This is a genomic window from Fructilactobacillus sp. YLN 2507, assembly GCF_059614085.1.
This window is the reverse complement of the sequence record NZ_CM184303.1, coordinates 1190765-1209640: the sequence shown is the minus strand read 5'-3', so window position 1 is coordinate 1209640 and position 18876 is coordinate 1190765. Positions and strand designations below refer to the sequence as shown.

The window sequence follows — 18876 nt, the reverse complement described above, 5'->3', positions numbered from 1 at the left end:
ATTGGAATTCCTTTTTATTTAATGACTTTGAAGTTATGAGTGTTATCTGCTTGAATATTTTGATGCTTTTTGAGATAACCAGCAATTAAATTGCTCATTGTAATGGTATTATACTTAATTACTTTATCCTCATTGTACATTGGGTAATGACCACCACCAACTGCTCGATAGGCATTTAAAACAATTTTTAATTTCATTTTGTTGGTAATTGGGTTACCATGATACGTTGGATTAAGAATTCGATGTCCAATTGGATTTGAGACCTTAATCGTGTAATTAATTCCGCCATACATATCATAGTTGTAATCTCTGATCTTTGGATGATGATACTTTGGATCAACAATAATTTGATTATTTTTAATCGTGAAGTATTCAGCTGTTTTTTCTAAGGCGGCTTTTAAATCAGCTCCAGTAACTTCAACTAAGGCTAAAGTATTAGGATAAACATAGTTAGTAATAATGTTTCGCATGGTAATAGGATTTTCAAAACCATGAGCTTCGTTAGAAAAGAGAGCTGTCGCTGAAATATCACATCCCATTGTTTCCATTTGAACCTTTTGAATGAAATTAATGAAGGCTGAACCATGCGTTCTAACTTGGAAGGGATCATCGTAGTGCATTGATCCTTCAATTCTGGCAAGTGGTTCAGCTAACCATTTTTCCACTTGATTTTCGACTGGTTGAGTAACTTGTTTAACTAATTTATCAGGTTTTTCCTCACCAGTTTTAACGATTTTTTGGTTACTGTGTTTAACGACGTATTTTCCATTTTCTTTTTCCAAGGTCAATTGAATCTTGCCAATGTAATTACCTCGGTGTCCAGGTTGAACGTAAGGAATTCCAAAAAGTTTTCCTGCTAGGGCACGGTGTTGATGGCCTGTGGCCATTACGTCAATCCCAGGTACTTTTTGCATAATTTCATATGCTTCATTTTCACCATCAATTTTATCATTGGGATTACCGGTACTTAAATCCCTTTCAAAACCGCCGTGATATAAAACTACCACTAAATCTGCTTTTTTCCGCATTTCTGGTATGTATTTTTGGGCAGCTGCAAGAGCAGAAGTGAATTTTAATCCAGCTACACTAGCCTTATTCTCCCAAGCATCAACTGATTGAGTTGTTAAACCAATCACACCAACTTTCAAGTCCCCAAATTCTTTAATTTCATAAGGTTTGCCAAAGGCTGAGTTACCATCTTGGTCTAAAATATTTGCGGAAACAAAGTGACGATTGGCATTTTTAACGGCATTTTTTAAATAAGCTTGTCCATAATTAAATTCATGATTACCAATGGTACCAAAATCGTAGTCTATCGTGTTAAAAGCATCAGTAATCGCACTTGGTTGTCGATTATTTTGCACCTCTGCTTGATAATAGGCCAAGGGTGAACCTTCTAAAAAGTCACCATCATCTAAAATTAAGGTATTTTCGGCTTTAGACTGTTCTTTTCGAATCGTTGAGGCTGCTTTTTCAAAACCAAATGGCATATTAGCATTTGGCTTAACATAGTTAGTTGGGGCAAGATAACCATGGGTGTCACTGGTAGTTAAAATTGTTAGTTTCATATGCAGCCTCCATTTTAGTTTTCTGTAATGTATAAATTATAATATTAAACTGGCATGCTGTAAATTTAATATTAACATTCTCTAACTTATTCATAAAAATAATAATAATTTATTAAGTATTGTAAAGTTTATTGACGCAAAGTTTGGATATGATATAGTTAAGGTGTTAGATAAATAGTCAAGATTTATCAAACAGCTTACATGTCTTTAATATGAGGAGGTTGTTTTAATATGTTGAACTTATATGTTGCCCCTAGTAGTGCTTCAAGCCGGAAAGCCCGCACTTGGTTAAAAGATCACGATATTTCATTCAAAGAAAGAAATATTAATTCTAAACCATTGGATGCTGATGAAGTTAAACACATTTTGCGTTTAACTGAAAACGGTAGTGAAGATATTATTTCAACGAGATCTAACATTTTCAAGAAGCTTCACCTTGATTTGGATGATCTTTCATTAGGTCAATTAGTTGATTTATTAGTTAAGTATCCAGATTTAATCAAGCGCCCAATTATTTTTGATGATAAGCGACTTGAAGTCGGATACAACGAAGAAGAAATTAGAAGATTTTTACCTCGTGATATCAGACAAGCTGAACTTAAACAATTAGAAGAAAAACTTAGAGCCTAAAAAATAAAGACGTCCTTTGGGGCGTTTTTTTGATATGGAGAAATAAAAATGATTAAAATGATTGCGTTAGATTTAGATAACACTTTGTTAACTTCTAATAAAACGATTAGTAAAGTTAATGAAGCTGAATTAAAAAAATTACATCAAGCTGGAATTAAGATAGTCTTATGTACGGGACGTCCGATTAATGCGATTTGGAAATTTATTGAACAACTTGGATTAGATGATGCAGAAGATTACACGATTACCTTTAATGGGGGCTTAGTGGTGCGCAATTCCGATAAACAGGAACTAGCTAAGACGGGAATGAAACGAGCACAACTTCAGCCGCTTTTTGACTACGCTAAGAAAGAGGGATATCCGTTAGATGTCCTTGATTTTAACCAAGTTTATCCAATGTCTGAATTAAAACCCTCCATTTACCACGAAATGTTAGCCGCCAAAATGGATTTTACGCCCACCAATTTTAAAGATTTACCTAATGAACAATATTCTAAAATGATTATGGCAGATACCCCAGCAATTTTAGATAAGGCGGTGGCTAACTTGCCTAAAGCAGTGACTGATAAATATCACATTGTCAGATCACAAGATCGAATTTTAGAATTTTTACCCGCTCATAGTGATAAAGCGGCTGGCTTAGAAAAATTATTAGACCATTTTGGTTGGGACTTTTCTAATTTAATGGCCTTTGGTGATGCGGAAAATGATGCGGGAATGTTAGAACAATCTCAAGTCGGGGTGGCGATGGAAAATGCCACACCAGAAATCAAAAAGCTTGCTAATGCGGAAACTTTAACTAATGATCAAGATGGGGTAGTTGATTATTTAAAAAAATATTTTAAATAATCATAACACTTGATATTGTTAACTTTGTTAGATGTTTTAGTCGATATTGACGTTTAAATCTTAACTTTATTCAAAAAAAAGTTGACTTTTTCTTTAAATCAGGCATAATTATAAAAAAAGAAAACGGAGGCATGCTATGAAAACTTCAATGATGAATGTAAATACTAAATTAGTCTTGATCGCTATTAACTTAATTATTATTAAGTAAAGCGGTCGAGCACTTTGTGTCGGCCAAAGGAAATTGGCCGACCAGAGTCTATCATTGAATATTCATATTCATGTATACGCTGGTTAGAGCCATGCTCTAATCGGCGTTTTTTATTTCAATTTTTTATGGTTTATTTAAAAGGAGGAAACATTATGACAGCAGAAACACAAACTAAAAACAAATTTGTTCCAGAGGCGACACCTACAACTCTCAAAGAATGGGTTTATCAAGTTTCAGCAGGAATCTCTAATACAATTTTGGCAGTATTAGGAATGGGTTTGCTTCTAAGTACTCTTGGAACCATGTTTCATTTTCAAGCCCTCAATGAATGTGGACTTTTGGGGCAACGGCTTTTAGCTCCAGCTTTAGGAATGTCAGTTGCCATGATGCTTCGGACTACTACTTTAGTAACTGGAGCAACGATGATTGCTGCAACAGTTGGAGCAAATGGAGTTTACTTTACCGCTGCCCCAGTTGCTAAAGCAGTAACCGCAACTGGATGGATGGCTCCTCAAGCAGCTGGCTCAGCCGTAATGACCATTGGGCAACCAGTTTCGGCTGTTATGGCTGCCATCATAGCTGCAGTACTTGGTAAATGGTTGACTGGAAAAACTCCACTTGACTTAGTTTTGGTACCATTTGCCGTAGCATTGGTTGGTTCACTTGCTGGACTAGCTTTTGGAGCAGTAACAACTCCTGCTTTGAATTGGGTAAGTGAAAGATTAGCAGATACCATGGGAGTTAATCCTATTCTTGGTTCAGTAGTAGTATCAGCAGCATGGTTTTTATTTTTGATGACACCTGCTTCATCGGCTGCACTAGCTATCGCTGTACAATTAGATCCAATGTCTGGTGGAGCAGCTTTGATTGGCACAACAGTTGGATTCGTTGTTTTCACTGCTATGTCATTCAATCAAAATAATTGGGGTGGTAATATTGCACAGACATTAGTAACACCAAAGGTTCAATTTCCTAATTTGCTTAAAAGTCCCCTCTTGGCAGTGGGTCCATTAGCAATTGCAATGCTAATGGCACCTATCGCTGTAGTTGTTTTTCATTTTCGGGCACCTTTCCTAATTGCCGGTTTGGGTCTTAACTCATTCATCGCACCACTTTGGTTGTGGGCTAACAACAAAACTGGATTCTTTGTTCTCCTTGCATTTGGAGTGGTAGTTCCAGCTGTACTTGCTTGGGCTTACTACCGTTTTCTTAAAATGACCGGAAAGACTAAACCCAATGATTTGTACCTAGAAGAAGTATAGTAAAAGATTTATATTAATAATTCTTTTACTGATTGACAACTATCATCATAATGATAAAATTCTATTTAATATCAAACTTTAACTGGTTCAGAGAAGCCAAAAAGTAATTTAGTTTAATTGCGAATAATAACTTAAATTGCGTGCTTTTCTAATCGAAAGGTACGCTTTTTTTAGGACTATGGGGGAAAAGATGTCTAAGAGTAAATATCAAGTTAATCAGATTCCCATGTCTCAAAGAAATATGACTTATTGGGATATGTTTGCTAACTGGTTTGGTGCTAATGCTAATAATGGAACGTGGTTTATTGGTGGGATTATTGCTGCTTGTGGTTTTATTGGTGGTATATGGGCATTATTGATTGCTTCAATTTTGTCATATATATTTTTGAGTTTAGTGGGATTGATTGGTTATCGAACTGGATTATCAACTACTGCTTTAACTAGAGCAACTTTCGGAATTAGAGGTAGCTTAGTACCATCATCTATTAATTTTGTCATGTTTATGGGATGGACCGCGGTTAATACGTTTATTGCTGCTACTTCACTTTCTTTTATTTTTCATAGCTTTTTCGGGTGGCCAATCTTTGGTCATCCGGGTGGAAATAAGGGATTAATTATTGGAATTTTAATCATGAGCATTTTGCACTTACTTAGTATTATTGCTGGACAAAAATCAGTTCGAATTATTGAACGAGTTGGAATTGTCATCGTGATGATGTTTGTGATTTGGGAAGCAATTGTAGTTTTTCGTCACGTTTCTTTAATGGAATTAGTTAAGTGGGTAGTTCCGAAAAATGACCAGATGCCTTTTGGATCAGCCATTGATATTTTAGCTGCTTTTAATTTAGCTTGGGTAACTAGCAGTGCAGATTTTACTAGGTTTGCGAAAAATAGCAAAATTGCTACCCGAGCATCTTTTTGGGGTGCGCTGATTGGGGTACTTAGTTTTGCCATAATGGGACTTGCAACTACCATTAGCATTGCAATAACTTCGGGAATTTATAATCCAAACAACTCTGATCCTAGTACGGTTGCTAATAAACTTGGACTAGGATTAGTTGCTATGGTAGTAATTGTTTTGACTAGTATGACTGCAAATGCAGTTAACTTACAAGCTTCAGGTTCAGCTTTAAATAATATGTTACCTAAGATTAGTTTGAAAAATTCACTTTTGATTGCAACTGTGATTGCTATGATTTTTACACTAATTCCGGTCATCAATGGAGACTTCTTAACCATCTTTACTAATTTCTTAGATTATATTGGGATGTTCTTAGGTCCAATTATTGCAATTATGCTAGTTGATTACTATTTATTAAATGGTCAGGACTATCAATTAGAAAATTTTTCTAAACTAAAAGGTAAATTTTGGTTCCATAATGGTATTAATTGGTTAGCCATTGCAATTTGGGTAGGGGGAATCGTTCTTTATTTTGGGTTAGCCAACTTAAATCTTATTAAGGAAACCACTGGGGCAACTTTTATCGTGATGCTGGTAGTAGCAGTGGTGTACTATCTAACTAATAAGCTGATAGCAAAATGAAAGGGATAAGTATGTTAATTAAACAAGTTCATATTGAAAATGATCCATTATTAAAAGATATTTTGATTAAAAATGGCAAAATTGCAAAAATTGATACAGAAATTAATGAAGTTGATAATGAGACAATCGATTTAAAGGGAAAGTTAGTGATTCCACCATTTGTTGATCCACATGTCCATTTAGATTCAACCTTAACAGCTGGCGAACCTGAGTGGAATGAAACAGGAACTTTATTTGATGGAATTCGAATTTGGTCTGAAAGAAAAAAGACTTTAACCAAAGAAGATGTGAAGCAACGAGCAATTTCCACTTTAAAACAGCAAGCGGTTCATGGAATTCAAGCAGTTCGAAGTCATGTTGATACTACTGATCCATCCTTTACGGCTTTGAAAGCTTTGTTAGAAGTTCGTGATGAAGTTTCCGATTTTATCGATTTGCAATTAGTTGCTTTTCCTCAAGAAGGGATTTTATCTTTTCCCAATGGAAAAGAATTGATGGAAGAAGCGGCTAAATTAGGCGTTGATGCTATTGGTGGGATTCCACACTATGAGTTTAATCAATACTACGGTCGTGATTCGCTTAAGTTTTTAATGGACTTGGCAGTTAAATATGATAAATTAGTTGATGTCCATTGTGATGAAATTGATGATCCTAATTCACGAAACTTAGAAGTTTTAGCAACTCTAGCATATGAAAGTGGAATGAAAGATAGAGTTACAGCTAGCCATACGGTTTCCTTAGCAAGTGTTAACGATGCTTATGCTTATAAGCTGATGCGATTATTAGAAATGTCAAAAATTAATATGGTTGCAAATCCGCTCGTTAATATGCACTTAGGTGGTCGATTTGATACTTACCCTAAACGGAGAGGATTAACCCGTGTAAAAGAATTATTGGAACATCACGTTAATGTGGCCTTTGGTGAAGACGATATTAAGGATCCATGGTATCCGATGGGAAATGGTAATATGTTAGATATTCTTTACGTTGGGATTTTAGCGAGCGGATTGATGGGATATCATCAAATTCTTGATTCTTATCAGTTAATTGGAATTAATGGAGCTAAAACTCTTCACCAAGCGAATGACTATGGCATCAAAGTCGGCAACCCAGCTAGCTTTTTAGTTTTTGATGCCGATAATTTTTATGATGTTCTCAATGAACGTCGCACAATGCTCTATTCAATTAAGAATGGTAAAATCTTAATAAAAAAATCTCCTGAAAAAATTATTAAAAACGGCTTAAACTTTTAAAATTTTTCAAAATTAAAAGACCTGATTTTTAAATCAGGTCTTTTAGTCAACATTAAATTATTGATTGTTTGCAGCAAATGCTTCAAGTGCTTGGAATGCTTTAATATCAATTTCTTCGGTAGTGTTATTTTCGAAATGAACACGGTAAGAAATTACTTTACCTTCACTTTCGTGAGGTGCTACGTAGTTAACGTTGGCAAGGTTAAGAATACGACCGTCGCCAGTTTCTAATAATCCAGAAAATTCAGCCATTATTTTCATTCCCCTCTATATTTGTTGTCCTTATTATTACAAATTATTTTGAATCGGGCAAATTATATGATTTACTAAATCAATTGTGAAATTTGATCAACGACTAACGCTAGTTCAAAGCGATCTAACTTTTCTAAATGTTCATTTAAAACCTTGGAATTTTTTAACTGTTCTTCAGTTAATTTCTTTTCTGGAGTGAATGCCCAGGTGTTTTTGTAAGCTTTGGCTAAATAAGGAGCAGCAATTTTATCAAGCTCGGCGACAACTTCCTTAATATCCACTGATTGGTTCTCATCATTGAGTTTGTCCACGATTGTTTTTAATTCTGCTGTTGTCTGTTTTTGTGTCATAAGTAATAACCTCCTCTTTCAATTATTAGAATACACCCTTTCTTGTGAAAAAGTAATCAAGATGATTAACTAATTTTTGGTAGGTTATTTTGGATATGGGTTACAAAAGCATTGAACTGAAATTTAGTTATTTGGGACTGATCAATCATTAAATTATGACCAGCATTTTTTAAAATTAATATGTCATTATTATTTTTTACAAAATCAAGTTGGTCTTTGAAACCGACTATTTGATCATGATACCCAGCTAAGATTTTAATTGGGCATTTGTAATTAATATTTTTTAAATCTGTTTCATTTTTAAAGGGATAATTTTGACTTAGTTCGTCGATAAATTTTCGATTGACATTTTTTAGTCCGGGAATAATTAATTCTTGATATTTAATCCAATTGTTACGATTTATGATAACATTCATCCTCATAAAGTCATCCCAGTAGTCACTATTTTTTGTAACGCATACTGACACGTTAACTTGATTAAGATGTTTAGCTATGATTCGTTTAGACTTATCTGCTGTGATTACCGGACAAGTTAGAAATAGTCCAAGCACTTGATTTGATAATTGGTTAGCGACGGCAATTGATAAATAAGCACCGTAGGAGTGACCATACAAGATAAATTGACGAGTTCCAAGCACTTCCTTAATAAAATTAATTAACTTTTTTAGGATATTATCACTAGTTGCAGGAAAGCTTGCAGGGCTACTACCCATTCCTGGAAGATCGAGGTAAATTCTTTGAAAGTTTGATTTAATAAAATATTCAAAAAATTTTGATGTAGAATTTTTATCCAATGATAGTCCATGAATAAAAACAATTGGAATCCCGGTTCCTTTAGATACATAATTAATTCCTGAATCAGTGTGTAATTCTTGCATGATAGGCACCTCTTAACTACTTTTTCAATAATTCAGTATAGCTACTTATTTTTTTATCTAAGTATGCAAAATCACTTTTTAAAATTTCCATTTTATTTTTTAATAATTCTTGCTGTTGATGTAACATTTTCATTCTTGCAGGAATCGTTGGATTTCCCTGTTCCCGTAGCTTTGAATATATCTTAATTTCCTTCATTGGCATGCCAATCTGTTTTAAGCGAATGATAAATTTAATCCAAGTTAAGTCATGTTCATCAAAGACTCGGTAATTGTTGTGATTACGTTTTGGATTTAACAAACCATTATTTTCATAATATCGAATGGTTGAAATTGGCAAATGGACAATTTTTGAGAATTCTTTCATTGAATACATAGCTTTCTCCTTGCTATAAAGTTTAGTTCATAGTTTATCTTTTAAATAATAAATGTAAAGGAGAAAGAAATATTATGGATGAACATCGGTATGAAATTGGATTGAAAAATTTAAAGAAAATTGATGGGAAGCAAGGAGAAAAAGTGATCAATTCACTCGCAGATATTTCTCCTAATGTAAGTAAATATATTATTGAGTTTGCCTTTGGCGATATTTATGCTGATAATACTTTGAGTTTAAAAGAGCGTGAGATAATTACAATTACAAGTTTGTTAACTCAAGGAGATACAGAGCAACAATTAGTTGTGCATATTAATGGAGCATTAAATGTTGGAATTACTAAAGCAGAAATTATTGAGATTTTTGTTCAATGTATTCCGTATGTTGGATTTCCAAAAGTGTTAAATGCAATTAATATCGCTAAAACAATTTTTAATAACAATACACGAAGAACAAGCAATTAAACTTAAAATGATTTTTTTGCTAGTTTTTACTACCTAAACCTCTAAATTACCCCTATAATGAATGTAATAGTAAAAGGGGTATAAAAATGACTTTTAACAATGGCAAAAAAACAACAAGTTTTATTCAAAAACATTATTTTAAAATCATTTCATACGTAGTATTAGGGATTTTAGTGATGGTTATTTCAGTTTCACTTTTTAAACTTCAGCAACGAAAAGCAATGGTTGAAAAAATTAGAGTGGAACGAATTAAGCATCAGCAAGAAAAATATACAGCCGTTAATCTTGATGATTATCAGTTTAATAGTGAAAGTTTTATGTATAAGTTTAATAAATTTCAAAAGAAAATTATTCAAAAGCGTCAAGTTAGCAAAGATGTTTTTCCTTGGACTAGCAATAAGAAAAAAGTAACTGATCACGAAAGAAAAGAAGCTAAGATGTTATTACAACAATCGTATGCTTTAAGTTCTAAATCAAGAAAGTTTGATCCAACTAATCCACAGGTTAAGGTCATTAAATCTAATCTTGAATACACGAATAGTTGGTTAAATTCTTTAACTAAATAAAAATGGGCGACTGAATCTTTAATTCAGTTGCTCATTTTTTTATAAAACTTTGAACTTTTTCAAAGTTTAATTTAATAAGTTTATCATCATAATGCTTTAGACCAGGATTACTTTTTACATATTTCCATAAAATTGCTGCAACTGATAGTTTATGAGTAAACATCTTGCTTTTTGGACTAGCACAAAAATCTTTCACAAAGTTATTCCATTGATAAGTAGCTACTTCAGCGTTACTTTTGGTAATTTTATGTTTTAAAGCATTGATTAAATCCATCACTGTTGCATTAGTATCGTTGTTTTTTTCACATTCACGAAGTTTAACTGCCATAGTTTTTTTAAAGTGGAACTCAGAAACGTTAAAATAATCGGCGAAAAATTGACGTGCCTCATTGTTTAAAGAGAAACCAGAATTTAATAACTTGGTATCTGGAGATATTTGATTATGCTTTAAACTGACTTGGTTCTTTGTTTTGGTACGAATTGGGTAGATTTTTGAGACTGGTACACCACTTAAATATTTTTTGATATACATTTCCAGTTCGGATTTTGTCCCATAAGTAGGAAGGTGATGTTTTTGACAGATTTTTTGTAAATCGGTTTTATAAAAATAAGAATTGTTAAATTCATTAAGATTCATAATGTAAGCCTCTAATTTGGTTTGTTATGCTACCTCTATTCTACATTTTTTCTTGAAAAAGAAAAAATAATGTTTATAATTAAAAAAATTAGTTGATAACGCGAATAAGCGAGAAATAGGATATTAAAATGAATGAAATTGATAAATGGAAGTTAGAAGAAAATTTAGGTATTAAAGGGTGGAATTTTGCTCATTTAGATAAGCGCTGGTTAAATGAGTCTCTCCCTTGGGATTATTTAAAATTAGTCCTAACATATTTGAAACCAAATATGCAGTTATTAGATATGGGAACTGGTGGAGGAGAACTATTAAAAAATTTTAAGCATCCCGCTAAAAATACACAGGTGACTGAAGCTTGGAAACCGAATGTTGAATTATTAAAGCAAACTTTAGCATTAGAGGGGGTTAGAGTTATTGAAAGTGAGCATGAATCAGATTTGCCAGTTGCTAACAATTCTTTAGATATGATTACTAATCGTCATTCGGCCTTTGATGCTGATTTAATTAAACAAAAGTTAAAACAAAATGGGCTTTTTATTACACAACAAGTGGGGGCTTTAAATAACTATTCCTTATCTAGATATTTAAATCATGATTACCAAATTGCTTATCCTGATAATACGTTACTTAATACAGTTACTGCATTTGAAAAGTTAAATTTTGAAATTATTTATTTTGATGAGTACCAACCAGTAATGAAATTTTTGGATGTTGGTGCGCTGGTTTACTATGCGTCTATTATTCCATGGGAATTTCCTAATTTTTGTGTAGAAAATAAATTATTAGAGTTACAAAACTTGGCAAAAATTATTCGTCAATTTGGTAGTATCAGTACTAATGAAGATCGGTTCGTAATGATTGCAAGAAAAAAGTAGATAATAAAAATTGGGGGAATTTTTATATTGTAAAGCTCTATTCCTTTTATGATAACAGTGTTATTATAGTTTCAATAACACTGTTATCATAAAAGGAATATAAAAATGGATGAAATAAAAGCAACTTTTATCAATGAAACTATTGATTGGATCTCAAAGAATGACTATCATGCAATGTCATTAAGAACAATTGTTGCGAAGTCTGGTTTAACCACAGGAGCATTTTATAATAGATTTAAAAATAAAAATGATTTATTTGAGCAAGTAGCATTAATTCTATCTAAAAAGATGGTAGCTGATTTGCATTTAGAAAACTTAGACGATAATCAACCATTTGATGTGTTAGTTTATATTGGACAAAAATTATGCGCTAATTTTGAAAAAGAACCATATTTGATGGATTTTTTATTCTTAAACTCTTCATTAAATATTATGGAAACTGAATCAGATTTTAAATTGCTTAATCTAATTAAACAATTAATTAATGAAATAACTGATAAGCAAGTAGATAATGACACCTTTTTTTTACAAATTTGGTCTTTTATTCAAGGATATTCACTACTAATCAAAAATAAAATAACAAAATTTGATAAATCATTAGTTAAGTTAACTTTATCTGAATTTGTTAAGGGAGATAAAAAATTATGAAAAAAGTGCTAATTATTTACTGCCATCCTTATGAAAAAAGTTTTAATCATGCTATGTTACATGCCATTCAGGATAATTTACAAAAGCACCACCAAGATTATACTGTGATTGATTTATATAAAGATGAATTTGCGCCATTTTATACGGCTAAAGAATTAAGTTTATTTCATGCTGGAAAAACGGTTGATCCATTAGTGATAAAGTATTTGGACTTATTAAGAAATTCAAGTACAGTGATTTTTATAACACCAATTTGGTGGAATAGTATTCCTGGGATGTTGAAGGGTTGGATAGACAAGGTCATGAAAGAAGGAAATGGATTATCACATACTATCGGTAAATTAGGAGTGAAAGGGGAGTTGACAAATATTAAACATTGTTATGTTTTGACAACTTCAACGTCACCTACTTTTTATATTAAGTATCTCAATGGAAATGCAATTAAAAAAGTTTTTATTAATCATACTTTAAAACAACTTGGATTTAAAAGGATTCGTTGGCAAAATTTTGGTATGATATCGGCCTCGACTTTGAAAAAAAGAAAAGATTATTTGAAAAAGCTTAAAATTCAACGGTTTAAATAATAATAAAAGCTCAAACACTTTTTGTTTGAGCTTTTATTATTATCCTAATTTATTAAACAAGGTTAAGAAGTTATCCATAAATACTTGAAGGTAACGTTCTTTATCAACCATTACCGCCACGTTGACATTGGTTTCTGGATCATTTAAGCGAGCCTTGTCGCCAATAGTTCTAGCATAGTAAGCATCGTGGTCTGTGGTAACCATGATGTTCATATGTAAGTATGATACGAAACTTGGGTCAATAGCAACCCCAACGGCTAATGGATCGTGAAGTGAACATCCACCGAGTTCAGGATAAATGTCATCATAAACATCAATATAGAAGTCAACGATATCAGCCATTTTTTCTCCAGCTTCAGTGTTAGTTTCACGCCATTGCTTCGTTTCCTTTTTAGTAAGTAAAGTTCGAAGAGTAACATCTAAACCTACCATGGTAATTTCAAGGTCACTAGTAAACATTTTATTGGCCGCAACGGGATCTTGTTCAATGTTAGCTTCTGCAACTGGAGTTACGTTTCCAGGAACTGTTAAAGCGCCACCCATGATGGTAATGTTACCAATCATTTTCATTGCGTCATGATCTTTTGTAATAGCGGCTGCAAGGTTAGTCATTGGACCAGTTGCAACGACTGTTAAATCTTTTCCATATTTTTTAGCTGATTCAATTAAAAAATCAACGCCATTTTGAGATTCTGTTTGAGTTTCTGTCTCCGTTAATTCAACATCGCCAATTCCATTTTCTCCATGGATTTGAGCATTAATGTCAATTCTTTGATAGGGGTGATCTAAAGGATCAGTTTCCCCAATAAAAACAGGAACATTGTCAGCATGAAGTAAGTGCAAAACTTTAAGAGCGTTATCAGCAGCTCGTTGTGCATCGATATTACCATAGGAAGAAAGAATACCAATTAATTCTACCGCTGGGTCAGCAACGGCATAGGTGATGGCCATGGCATCATCAACACCAGTATCTACATCCAGAATCATTTTCTTAACGCCCATTAGTTTTCCTCCAGTAATTGTTAGTTTATTTTCTTTATGATACTGGATTTTTGAAGATAACTCAATAGTTTTATACTAAAAAACGAACAAATTTGGATATTTGTCCATAATTTGCTCGTTTTAATTTAATTGTACATATATTGTGCAATGATTTTATTAATGGCTGGATTTTCATGTAACATTGAGTGTTGAGCTTGTTGTGGATCACCATGGTAGACCATGAATTTGTAACTCTTAACGTGCCCCTTAACAAGGTTACCAAATGGTTTAACATCTCGAGTTGGAATTAGGCCATCGCTTCCAGTATGATCAATGTCTCCACAGAAGTTTAGAATTTCTAAGTTTTTAGGAAGATTTTTAATGTTTTTATCATGAAGAGGATAGGTGTTTGCCATCGAAACAAAATGATCAACTTGTGGAAGATCTTTAGCTGGGACTTTATTTAATCCACCTTTATTAGTTAGATAATTATAAATGATTTCTCCACCTGAGGAGTGACCAATCAAATTTACATGATCAATCCCATACTTTTGGTGAAGATATTTAAGTAGATTTGGCATCAAACGAGCTTCTTGTGCTGGTTTATTATTAGTTTGGAAATTGGCTTGAATAACGGGATTGTTTTTACCGACTTTAGCGAACTGCTTAGTAGTTTCTACCTGACCATTATTTTTAACGTATACTTGTAAAGCACGTGTGGCTACCCCATCTTTGTCCCAAGATGATACCATGTAATCAGAAGTGATAAAATTACCACCCAAACCAGGAATAAATACTGTTGCAGTTCGAGTTTGTTTTACGGTATATGATGACTCTTTATGAGCGTTATAGTACCATCCACCGAATCCAATTGCTAAAATTAAGATAAAGATGCTAAAAATAAATGTCTTTTTGTATTTCATAATGGTAAAATTTCCTTTGTAAATAAATTTTAGATGAGAGTTGATTATAAATGTCACACAAACTATATGATATCACAATTATTGGTGGTGGCCCTATAGGAATGTTTGCTGGATTTTATGCAGGAATGCGAAATGCTAAAGTTCAGATTATTGAAAGTCTTTCCGAATTAGGTGGCCAAGTTAATGCTTTATATCCAGAAAAAACGATTCTGGATGTAGCTGGTTTTGCTGGCTTAAAGGGTTCAGAATTGATTAACAAGTTACAAAACCAATTAGACACAATGTCTGAAGTAGAACAACGCGTTGGTACTAAGGTCACTAATGTAATTCATCAGGATGACCATTTTGAAATTGAAACTGATCAAGGAACCTATGACAGCAAGACAGTGATTTTAGCAGCCGGAAACGGTTCGTTTAAACCGCGTGAATTGCGCGCCGAAAATGTTGATGAAGTTGCCAATCAGTTCATTACTTACAGTGTGAGAGACTTGCAGAAGTTTGCTGGCCAAGATGTTATGGTAGCAGGTGGGGGAGACTCAGCGGTGGATATGGCCTTGATGTTAGAACCAGTTGCAAAGCACGTTTCGTTATTACATCGTCGGAATGAATTTCGTGGGTTAGAAAAAATGGTTGATAAATTAAATGATTCTTCGGTTGAAATTTTAACCCCATATTTGATTAAACAACTGGATGAAATTGACGGTCGGCTTCAAGTGACCGCTAAAAAACTAAAAACAGAAGATGAAGCAACCTTTATGACTGACAAGCTAGTCGTTAATTATGGCTTTATTTCTAACAATAAAGATTTAGAAGGTTGGCAAATTCAACCAGCTTTAAATCATCATTTGATAGAAGTTAATTCAGAAATGGAAACTTCTGAACCAAGCGTGTTTAGTGTTGGAGATCAAGCTACTTATTCCGGAAAAGATACTTTAATTGCAACTGGGTTTGGTGAAGCACCAGTCGCAGTTAATGCTATTATGAAACGACTTTATCCAGATCGACGGATGCCAATTCATAGTACGGCTTTGCATAAATAATATTCTAAATAAAAATTCCAGATCAATTGATCTGGAATTTTTTTATTGGTTATTTGAATCAGGGTTGGTAATTTGAATCTTATTGGTATCGCTCCGTGGTTCATTTGCTTCGGGAGCATCAGTTTTATAAGTTTTTTTAGTATCTTTTTGACCTGTGGTATCAAAGACACTAGAAGACTTATCACCTAATTGTTTTTCAATTTTTTCTTCCCGTTTAAGCTCATTTGAATAATTATAGTCAGCGGGATTAACCGTTTTAAAGCCCTTAGGATGATAAAAACGAAGTAAGTTTTGGGAGTTAAGCATATCAGAAAGACTTAATTCAGTATTAACTCGTTTTTGCATCGCATCAATTTTCTTTTGTAATTTAGCATTAGGTTTAATTACTTTTCCAGTTTTAGAATCATAAATTGTGCCACCGATACAAGTATATTTAGGAGAAACCCAATCTTGATTTCGAAAAGCGACGACTTGATCATGATCTTTGGAGAAGAGGTCAGTTCCAAATTGAATATATTTTTTAGTGCTCATTCCCATCAAGTGCATCAAAGTTGGCAATACATCAATTTCACCACCATACGTGTGATCAATGTGGCCATTATTGAAAGATTGGGAATTAATCATAAATGGCACTCGCTGAAGTTGGGTGTTATCAAAATTGTTCCAGTCTTCAGATTTAACACCTAAAATTGGGGCTAGACTTGAATTTTCAGAATTAGAAATCCCATAATGGTCACCATACAAAACTACGACAGAGTTTTTGCTTAATCCACTTTTATCAAGATATTGATAGAACTCTTTGATAGATTGGTCCAGATAGTGAGCAGTTAGAAAATAATTATTGACTGCACTATCATCAGTATCTGGAGGCGTAAGGGGATCAGTTTTTTGATCTTTTTCATCTAAATCATAAGGAAAATGGTTAGTGACCGTGATGTACTTAGCATAAAATGGTTGTTGCAAATGTTGTAAATACTTAGTTGAATCTTTAAATAGGAGTTTATCTTTTAAACCATAGCCGGATGCTTTATCACCAGAAGTATCATAATAGCTAGCATCAAAGAAGTATTGATAACCTAAATTTTTATAGGTGTTATTTCGGTTCCAAAAACTAGCGATATTTCCATGAAAAACAGCCGTTGAGTAGCCATGCTGATCAAAAATAGCAGGAGCACCTTGAAAGGTATTGTCACTACCCAGTTGGGCAAATAAGGAGCCTTGAGGTAAGCCGTAAGTGCTAGTTTCTAACATATTTTCTGCATCTGAGGTTTTACCCTGTCCAACTTGATGAAAGAAGTTATCAAAAGCATAGGTATGATTACTGTTATAAATAGAATTTAAAAACGGAGTAACTTCTTTTCCGTTAATTTTTTTATTAATTAAAAATTGCTGAAAACTTTCTAAATGAATAATAATGACATTTTTTCCCTTTAAAGAACCATACATATCCTTATTGGGGGCAGCATAATGTTTATCAGTGAAATCCTTAACTTTATAAATTTCTGATTTACTAGCATTTGATCTTAATTCATTTGATTTATGAGTTTGAAATCCATCATAAGTAGTGAAAACATCTAATCCAAGGTATTTAACCACATAAGTTCGATCAAAAGTTCGCGTTAATAATTGAGGACGGTCCATATCAGCTAAAGTAATATTGGTAACGAGCATCAGTGAACCTAATGAAAAGACTGCAAAAGCGAATTTTGAGCCTAATTGATGTTTATCAATTTTGATAACTCGAAAAATGATTAATAAAATAATAATGATAATATCAAGCCAATAGAAAACATCGTGTAGGGAAGTTAAGGCTAGGGAAGCACCACTAAGCCCTTGATCAACTTTTGAATAACCGGTCATAGTGGAAACGGTCATAAAATCAGTGAATTCTCTATAATAAATGACATTTAAATATAGTAAGACTGTGTTTAAAAAATCGAGAAATAAGATGGCAGGATAAAAAAGTTTAGCCGGTTTTAAATAAAATGCTAATCCAAAAATAATCACGGTTGTTGCAATTGGATTGATTAATAGTAAGACCTGTTGTAAAAAATCGGATGTTGTTAGATGAAAGTCCACGAAATAAGCATAGATTGTTTTAGCCCAGAATAAGCCGACTAAAAGGACGAAAAAACCAATTCGAGTATTGATTTTTGCCATTAATTTTTTTATGAATTTCACGATTATAACCCCTTATCAATTGAGATAGTACATAAACTACATGATAGCAGACTTTAAATGTAAAAAAAACTAAGCAAAGGATAAGAATTAATCTAAGCATAATTGCGTGTTATACTAATTAAAAAGAGAGGAAAGCGACATTATGGCAAAGTTTACTTTATATGTAGTCCGACACGGACAGACGTATTTTAATATTTTCAATAAGTTACAAGGATGGAGTAATTCTCCTTTAACCCAAAAGGGGATTGACGGTGCTGTTGCAACAGGTAAACGTTTAGCTAAAATTGATTTTAAAGCAACCTACTGTAGTGATATGCCCCGTGCTTGTAAAACAATGTCAATTATTGATGATCAAAATCAGACTTTTAACGTTCATCCACCGGTTGTTTCACCATTTTTTCGGGAACAATTTTATGGTTATTTTGAAGGCTTAAATATGGATGAAGCGTGGTATGCAACTGGAGCTCCCCATGGGGCACCAACGTTCAAGGATATTATCACAAAGTATGATATGGACCACGCTAAAGACTTTATGAAGGCAGCTGATCCATTTCATTTGGCTGAAGATGCAGAAGAGTATTGGAAACGAGTTAATCAAGGACTGAAGCTAATTACTGATAATCCAAACTTAGAAGATGGAGATAATGTTTTATTAGTTAGTCATGGGAATACTTTACTAAGTTTAGTTGATCGTTTTTCAGCATCAGGTCAGTTTGATTTGAGTGTTCGCCCAGCTAATGGAAGCATTACTAAAATGAGTGTTGAAGGTGACCAAATCAAAGTTATCGAGTATAATAAATAATTAATTTTA

The 18876-nt window shown here is 33.2% G+C and carries 21 protein-coding genes; 12 read left to right on the top strand and 9 right to left on the bottom strand.

Translation table 11 applies throughout. From position 1 onward, the window contains the following. Positions 1-14 precede the first annotated feature (14 nt). Positions 15-1568 (bottom strand): bifunctional metallophosphatase/5'-nucleotidase, encoded by a 1554-nt coding sequence (locus tag AC0GLY_RS06280; protein ID WP_496611318.1) that lies wholly within the window; start codon positions 1566-1568, stop codon positions 15-17. 231 nt (positions 1569-1799) lie between these two features. Here AC0GLY_RS06280 and spx point away from each other — a divergent pair, with 231 nt between their 5' ends. The 5 genes from spx to codA all read left to right on the top strand — a co-directional run bounded on the left by spx (position 1800) and on the right by codA (position 7313). After that, positions 1800-2198, top strand: coding sequence for a transcriptional regulator Spx (spx, locus tag AC0GLY_RS06275; RefSeq protein WP_496611317.1), 399 nt, complete (start codon positions 1800-1802; stop codon positions 2196-2198). Positions 2199-2246: 48 nt separating this feature from the next. Then, the gene (locus tag AC0GLY_RS06270; RefSeq protein ID WP_496611316.1) at positions 2247-3047 is read left to right on the top strand and encodes a Cof-type HAD-IIB family hydrolase; all 801 of its coding nucleotides are present in this window, start codon (positions 2247-2249) and stop codon (positions 3045-3047) included. A gap of 360 nt (positions 3048-3407) precedes the next feature. Beyond that, a complete protein-coding gene (locus AC0GLY_RS06265) occupies positions 3408-4517 on the top strand; it encodes a PTS sugar transporter subunit IIC (RefSeq protein ID WP_496611315.1) in 1110 nt (369 codons plus the stop codon). 190 nt (positions 4518-4707) lie between these two features. Further along, a complete protein-coding gene (locus tag AC0GLY_RS06260) occupies positions 4708-6060 on the top strand; it encodes a cytosine permease (protein ID WP_496611314.1) in 1353 nt (450 codons plus the stop codon). 11 nt (positions 6061-6071) lie between these two features. Then, on the top strand, positions 6072-7313 hold the full coding sequence (gene codA, locus AC0GLY_RS06255; RefSeq protein ID WP_496611313.1) for a cytosine deaminase: 1242 nt from the start codon (positions 6072-6074) through the stop codon (positions 7311-7313). 57 nt (positions 7314-7370) lie between these two features. Here codA and AC0GLY_RS06250 read toward each other — a convergent pair whose 3' ends face one another. The 4 genes from AC0GLY_RS06250 to AC0GLY_RS06235 all read right to left on the bottom strand — a co-directional run bounded on the left by AC0GLY_RS06250 (position 7371) and on the right by AC0GLY_RS06235 (position 9166). Continuing rightward, a complete protein-coding gene (locus tag AC0GLY_RS06250) occupies positions 7371-7565 on the bottom strand; it encodes a hypothetical protein (RefSeq protein ID WP_496611312.1) in 195 nt (64 codons plus the stop codon). A gap of 74 nt (positions 7566-7639) precedes the next feature. After that, complete coding sequence (locus AC0GLY_RS06245) at positions 7640-7915, bottom strand: hypothetical protein (protein WP_496611311.1); 276 nt, start codon at positions 7913-7915, stop codon at positions 7640-7642. Between the two features lie 65 nt (positions 7916-7980). Then, positions 7981-8793, bottom strand: coding sequence for an alpha/beta fold hydrolase (locus AC0GLY_RS06240; protein WP_496611310.1), 813 nt, complete (start codon positions 8791-8793; stop codon positions 7981-7983). Between the two features lie 16 nt (positions 8794-8809). Next, the gene (locus AC0GLY_RS06235) at positions 8810-9166 is read right to left on the bottom strand and encodes a MerR family transcriptional regulator (RefSeq protein ID WP_496611309.1); all 357 of its coding nucleotides are present in this window, start codon (positions 9164-9166) and stop codon (positions 8810-8812) included. A gap of 74 nt (positions 9167-9240) precedes the next feature. Between AC0GLY_RS06235 and AC0GLY_RS06230 the strand changes: the two genes are divergently transcribed. Both AC0GLY_RS06230 and AC0GLY_RS06225 read left to right on the top strand, forming a co-directional pair. Continuing rightward, positions 9241-9630, top strand: coding sequence for a carboxymuconolactone decarboxylase family protein (locus tag AC0GLY_RS06230; protein ID WP_496611308.1), 390 nt, complete (start codon positions 9241-9243; stop codon positions 9628-9630). Between the two features lie 86 nt (positions 9631-9716). Next, positions 9717-10196, top strand: coding sequence for a hypothetical protein (locus AC0GLY_RS06225; RefSeq protein ID WP_496611307.1), 480 nt, complete (start codon positions 9717-9719; stop codon positions 10194-10196). Between the two features lie 31 nt (positions 10197-10227). Here the strand turns inward: AC0GLY_RS06225 and AC0GLY_RS06220 are convergent, their stop codons facing one another. Continuing rightward, positions 10228-10833, bottom strand: coding sequence for an SAP domain-containing protein (locus AC0GLY_RS06220; RefSeq protein WP_496611306.1), 606 nt, complete (start codon positions 10831-10833; stop codon positions 10228-10230). Between the two features lie 128 nt (positions 10834-10961). Here AC0GLY_RS06220 and AC0GLY_RS06215 point away from each other — a divergent pair, with 128 nt between their 5' ends. The 3 genes from AC0GLY_RS06215 (at position 10962) to AC0GLY_RS06205 (ending at position 12940) form a co-directional block, all read left to right on the top strand. Continuing rightward, on the top strand, positions 10962-11708 hold the full coding sequence (locus AC0GLY_RS06215; protein ID WP_496611305.1) for a methyltransferase domain-containing protein: 747 nt from the start codon (positions 10962-10964) through the stop codon (positions 11706-11708). 105 nt (positions 11709-11813) lie between these two features. Continuing rightward, positions 11814-12356 (top strand): TetR/AcrR family transcriptional regulator, encoded by a 543-nt coding sequence (locus AC0GLY_RS06210; protein ID WP_496611304.1) that lies wholly within the window; start codon positions 11814-11816, stop codon positions 12354-12356. After that, on the top strand, positions 12353-12940 hold the full coding sequence (locus tag AC0GLY_RS06205; protein ID WP_496611303.1) for an NAD(P)H-dependent oxidoreductase: 588 nt from the start codon (positions 12353-12355) through the stop codon (positions 12938-12940). Before AC0GLY_RS06210 ends, AC0GLY_RS06205 begins: the two co-directional genes overlap by 4 nt. A 39-nt stretch (positions 12941-12979) precedes the next feature. Here the strand turns inward: AC0GLY_RS06205 and AC0GLY_RS06200 are convergent, their stop codons facing one another. Together AC0GLY_RS06200 and AC0GLY_RS06195 are read right to left on the bottom strand one after the other, a co-directional pair. Next, entirely contained in the window at positions 12980-13942 is a 963-nt protein-coding gene (locus AC0GLY_RS06200) for a nucleoside hydrolase (RefSeq protein WP_496611302.1), read from the bottom strand. A 125-nt stretch (positions 13943-14067) separates the two neighbouring features. Then, positions 14068-14844, bottom strand: coding sequence for an alpha/beta hydrolase (locus AC0GLY_RS06195; protein WP_496611301.1), 777 nt, complete (start codon positions 14842-14844; stop codon positions 14068-14070). 50 nt (positions 14845-14894) lie between these two features. On the opposite strand from AC0GLY_RS06195, the gene AC0GLY_RS06190 reads away from it, so the two are divergent. After that, a complete protein-coding gene (locus tag AC0GLY_RS06190) occupies positions 14895-15884 on the top strand; it encodes an NAD(P)/FAD-dependent oxidoreductase (RefSeq protein ID WP_496611300.1) in 990 nt (329 codons plus the stop codon). 42 nt (positions 15885-15926) lie between these two features. Here the strand turns inward: AC0GLY_RS06190 and AC0GLY_RS06185 are convergent, their stop codons facing one another. Beyond that, complete coding sequence (locus tag AC0GLY_RS06185; RefSeq protein WP_496612266.1) at positions 15927-18056, bottom strand: LTA synthase family protein; 2130 nt, start codon at positions 18054-18056, stop codon at positions 15927-15929. Positions 18057-18207: 151 nt separating this feature from the next. Here AC0GLY_RS06185 and AC0GLY_RS06180 point away from each other — a divergent pair, with 151 nt between their 5' ends. Then, a complete protein-coding gene (locus AC0GLY_RS06180) occupies positions 18208-18867 on the top strand; it encodes a histidine phosphatase family protein (RefSeq protein ID WP_496611299.1) in 660 nt (219 codons plus the stop codon). Positions 18868-18876 lie beyond the last annotated feature (9 nt).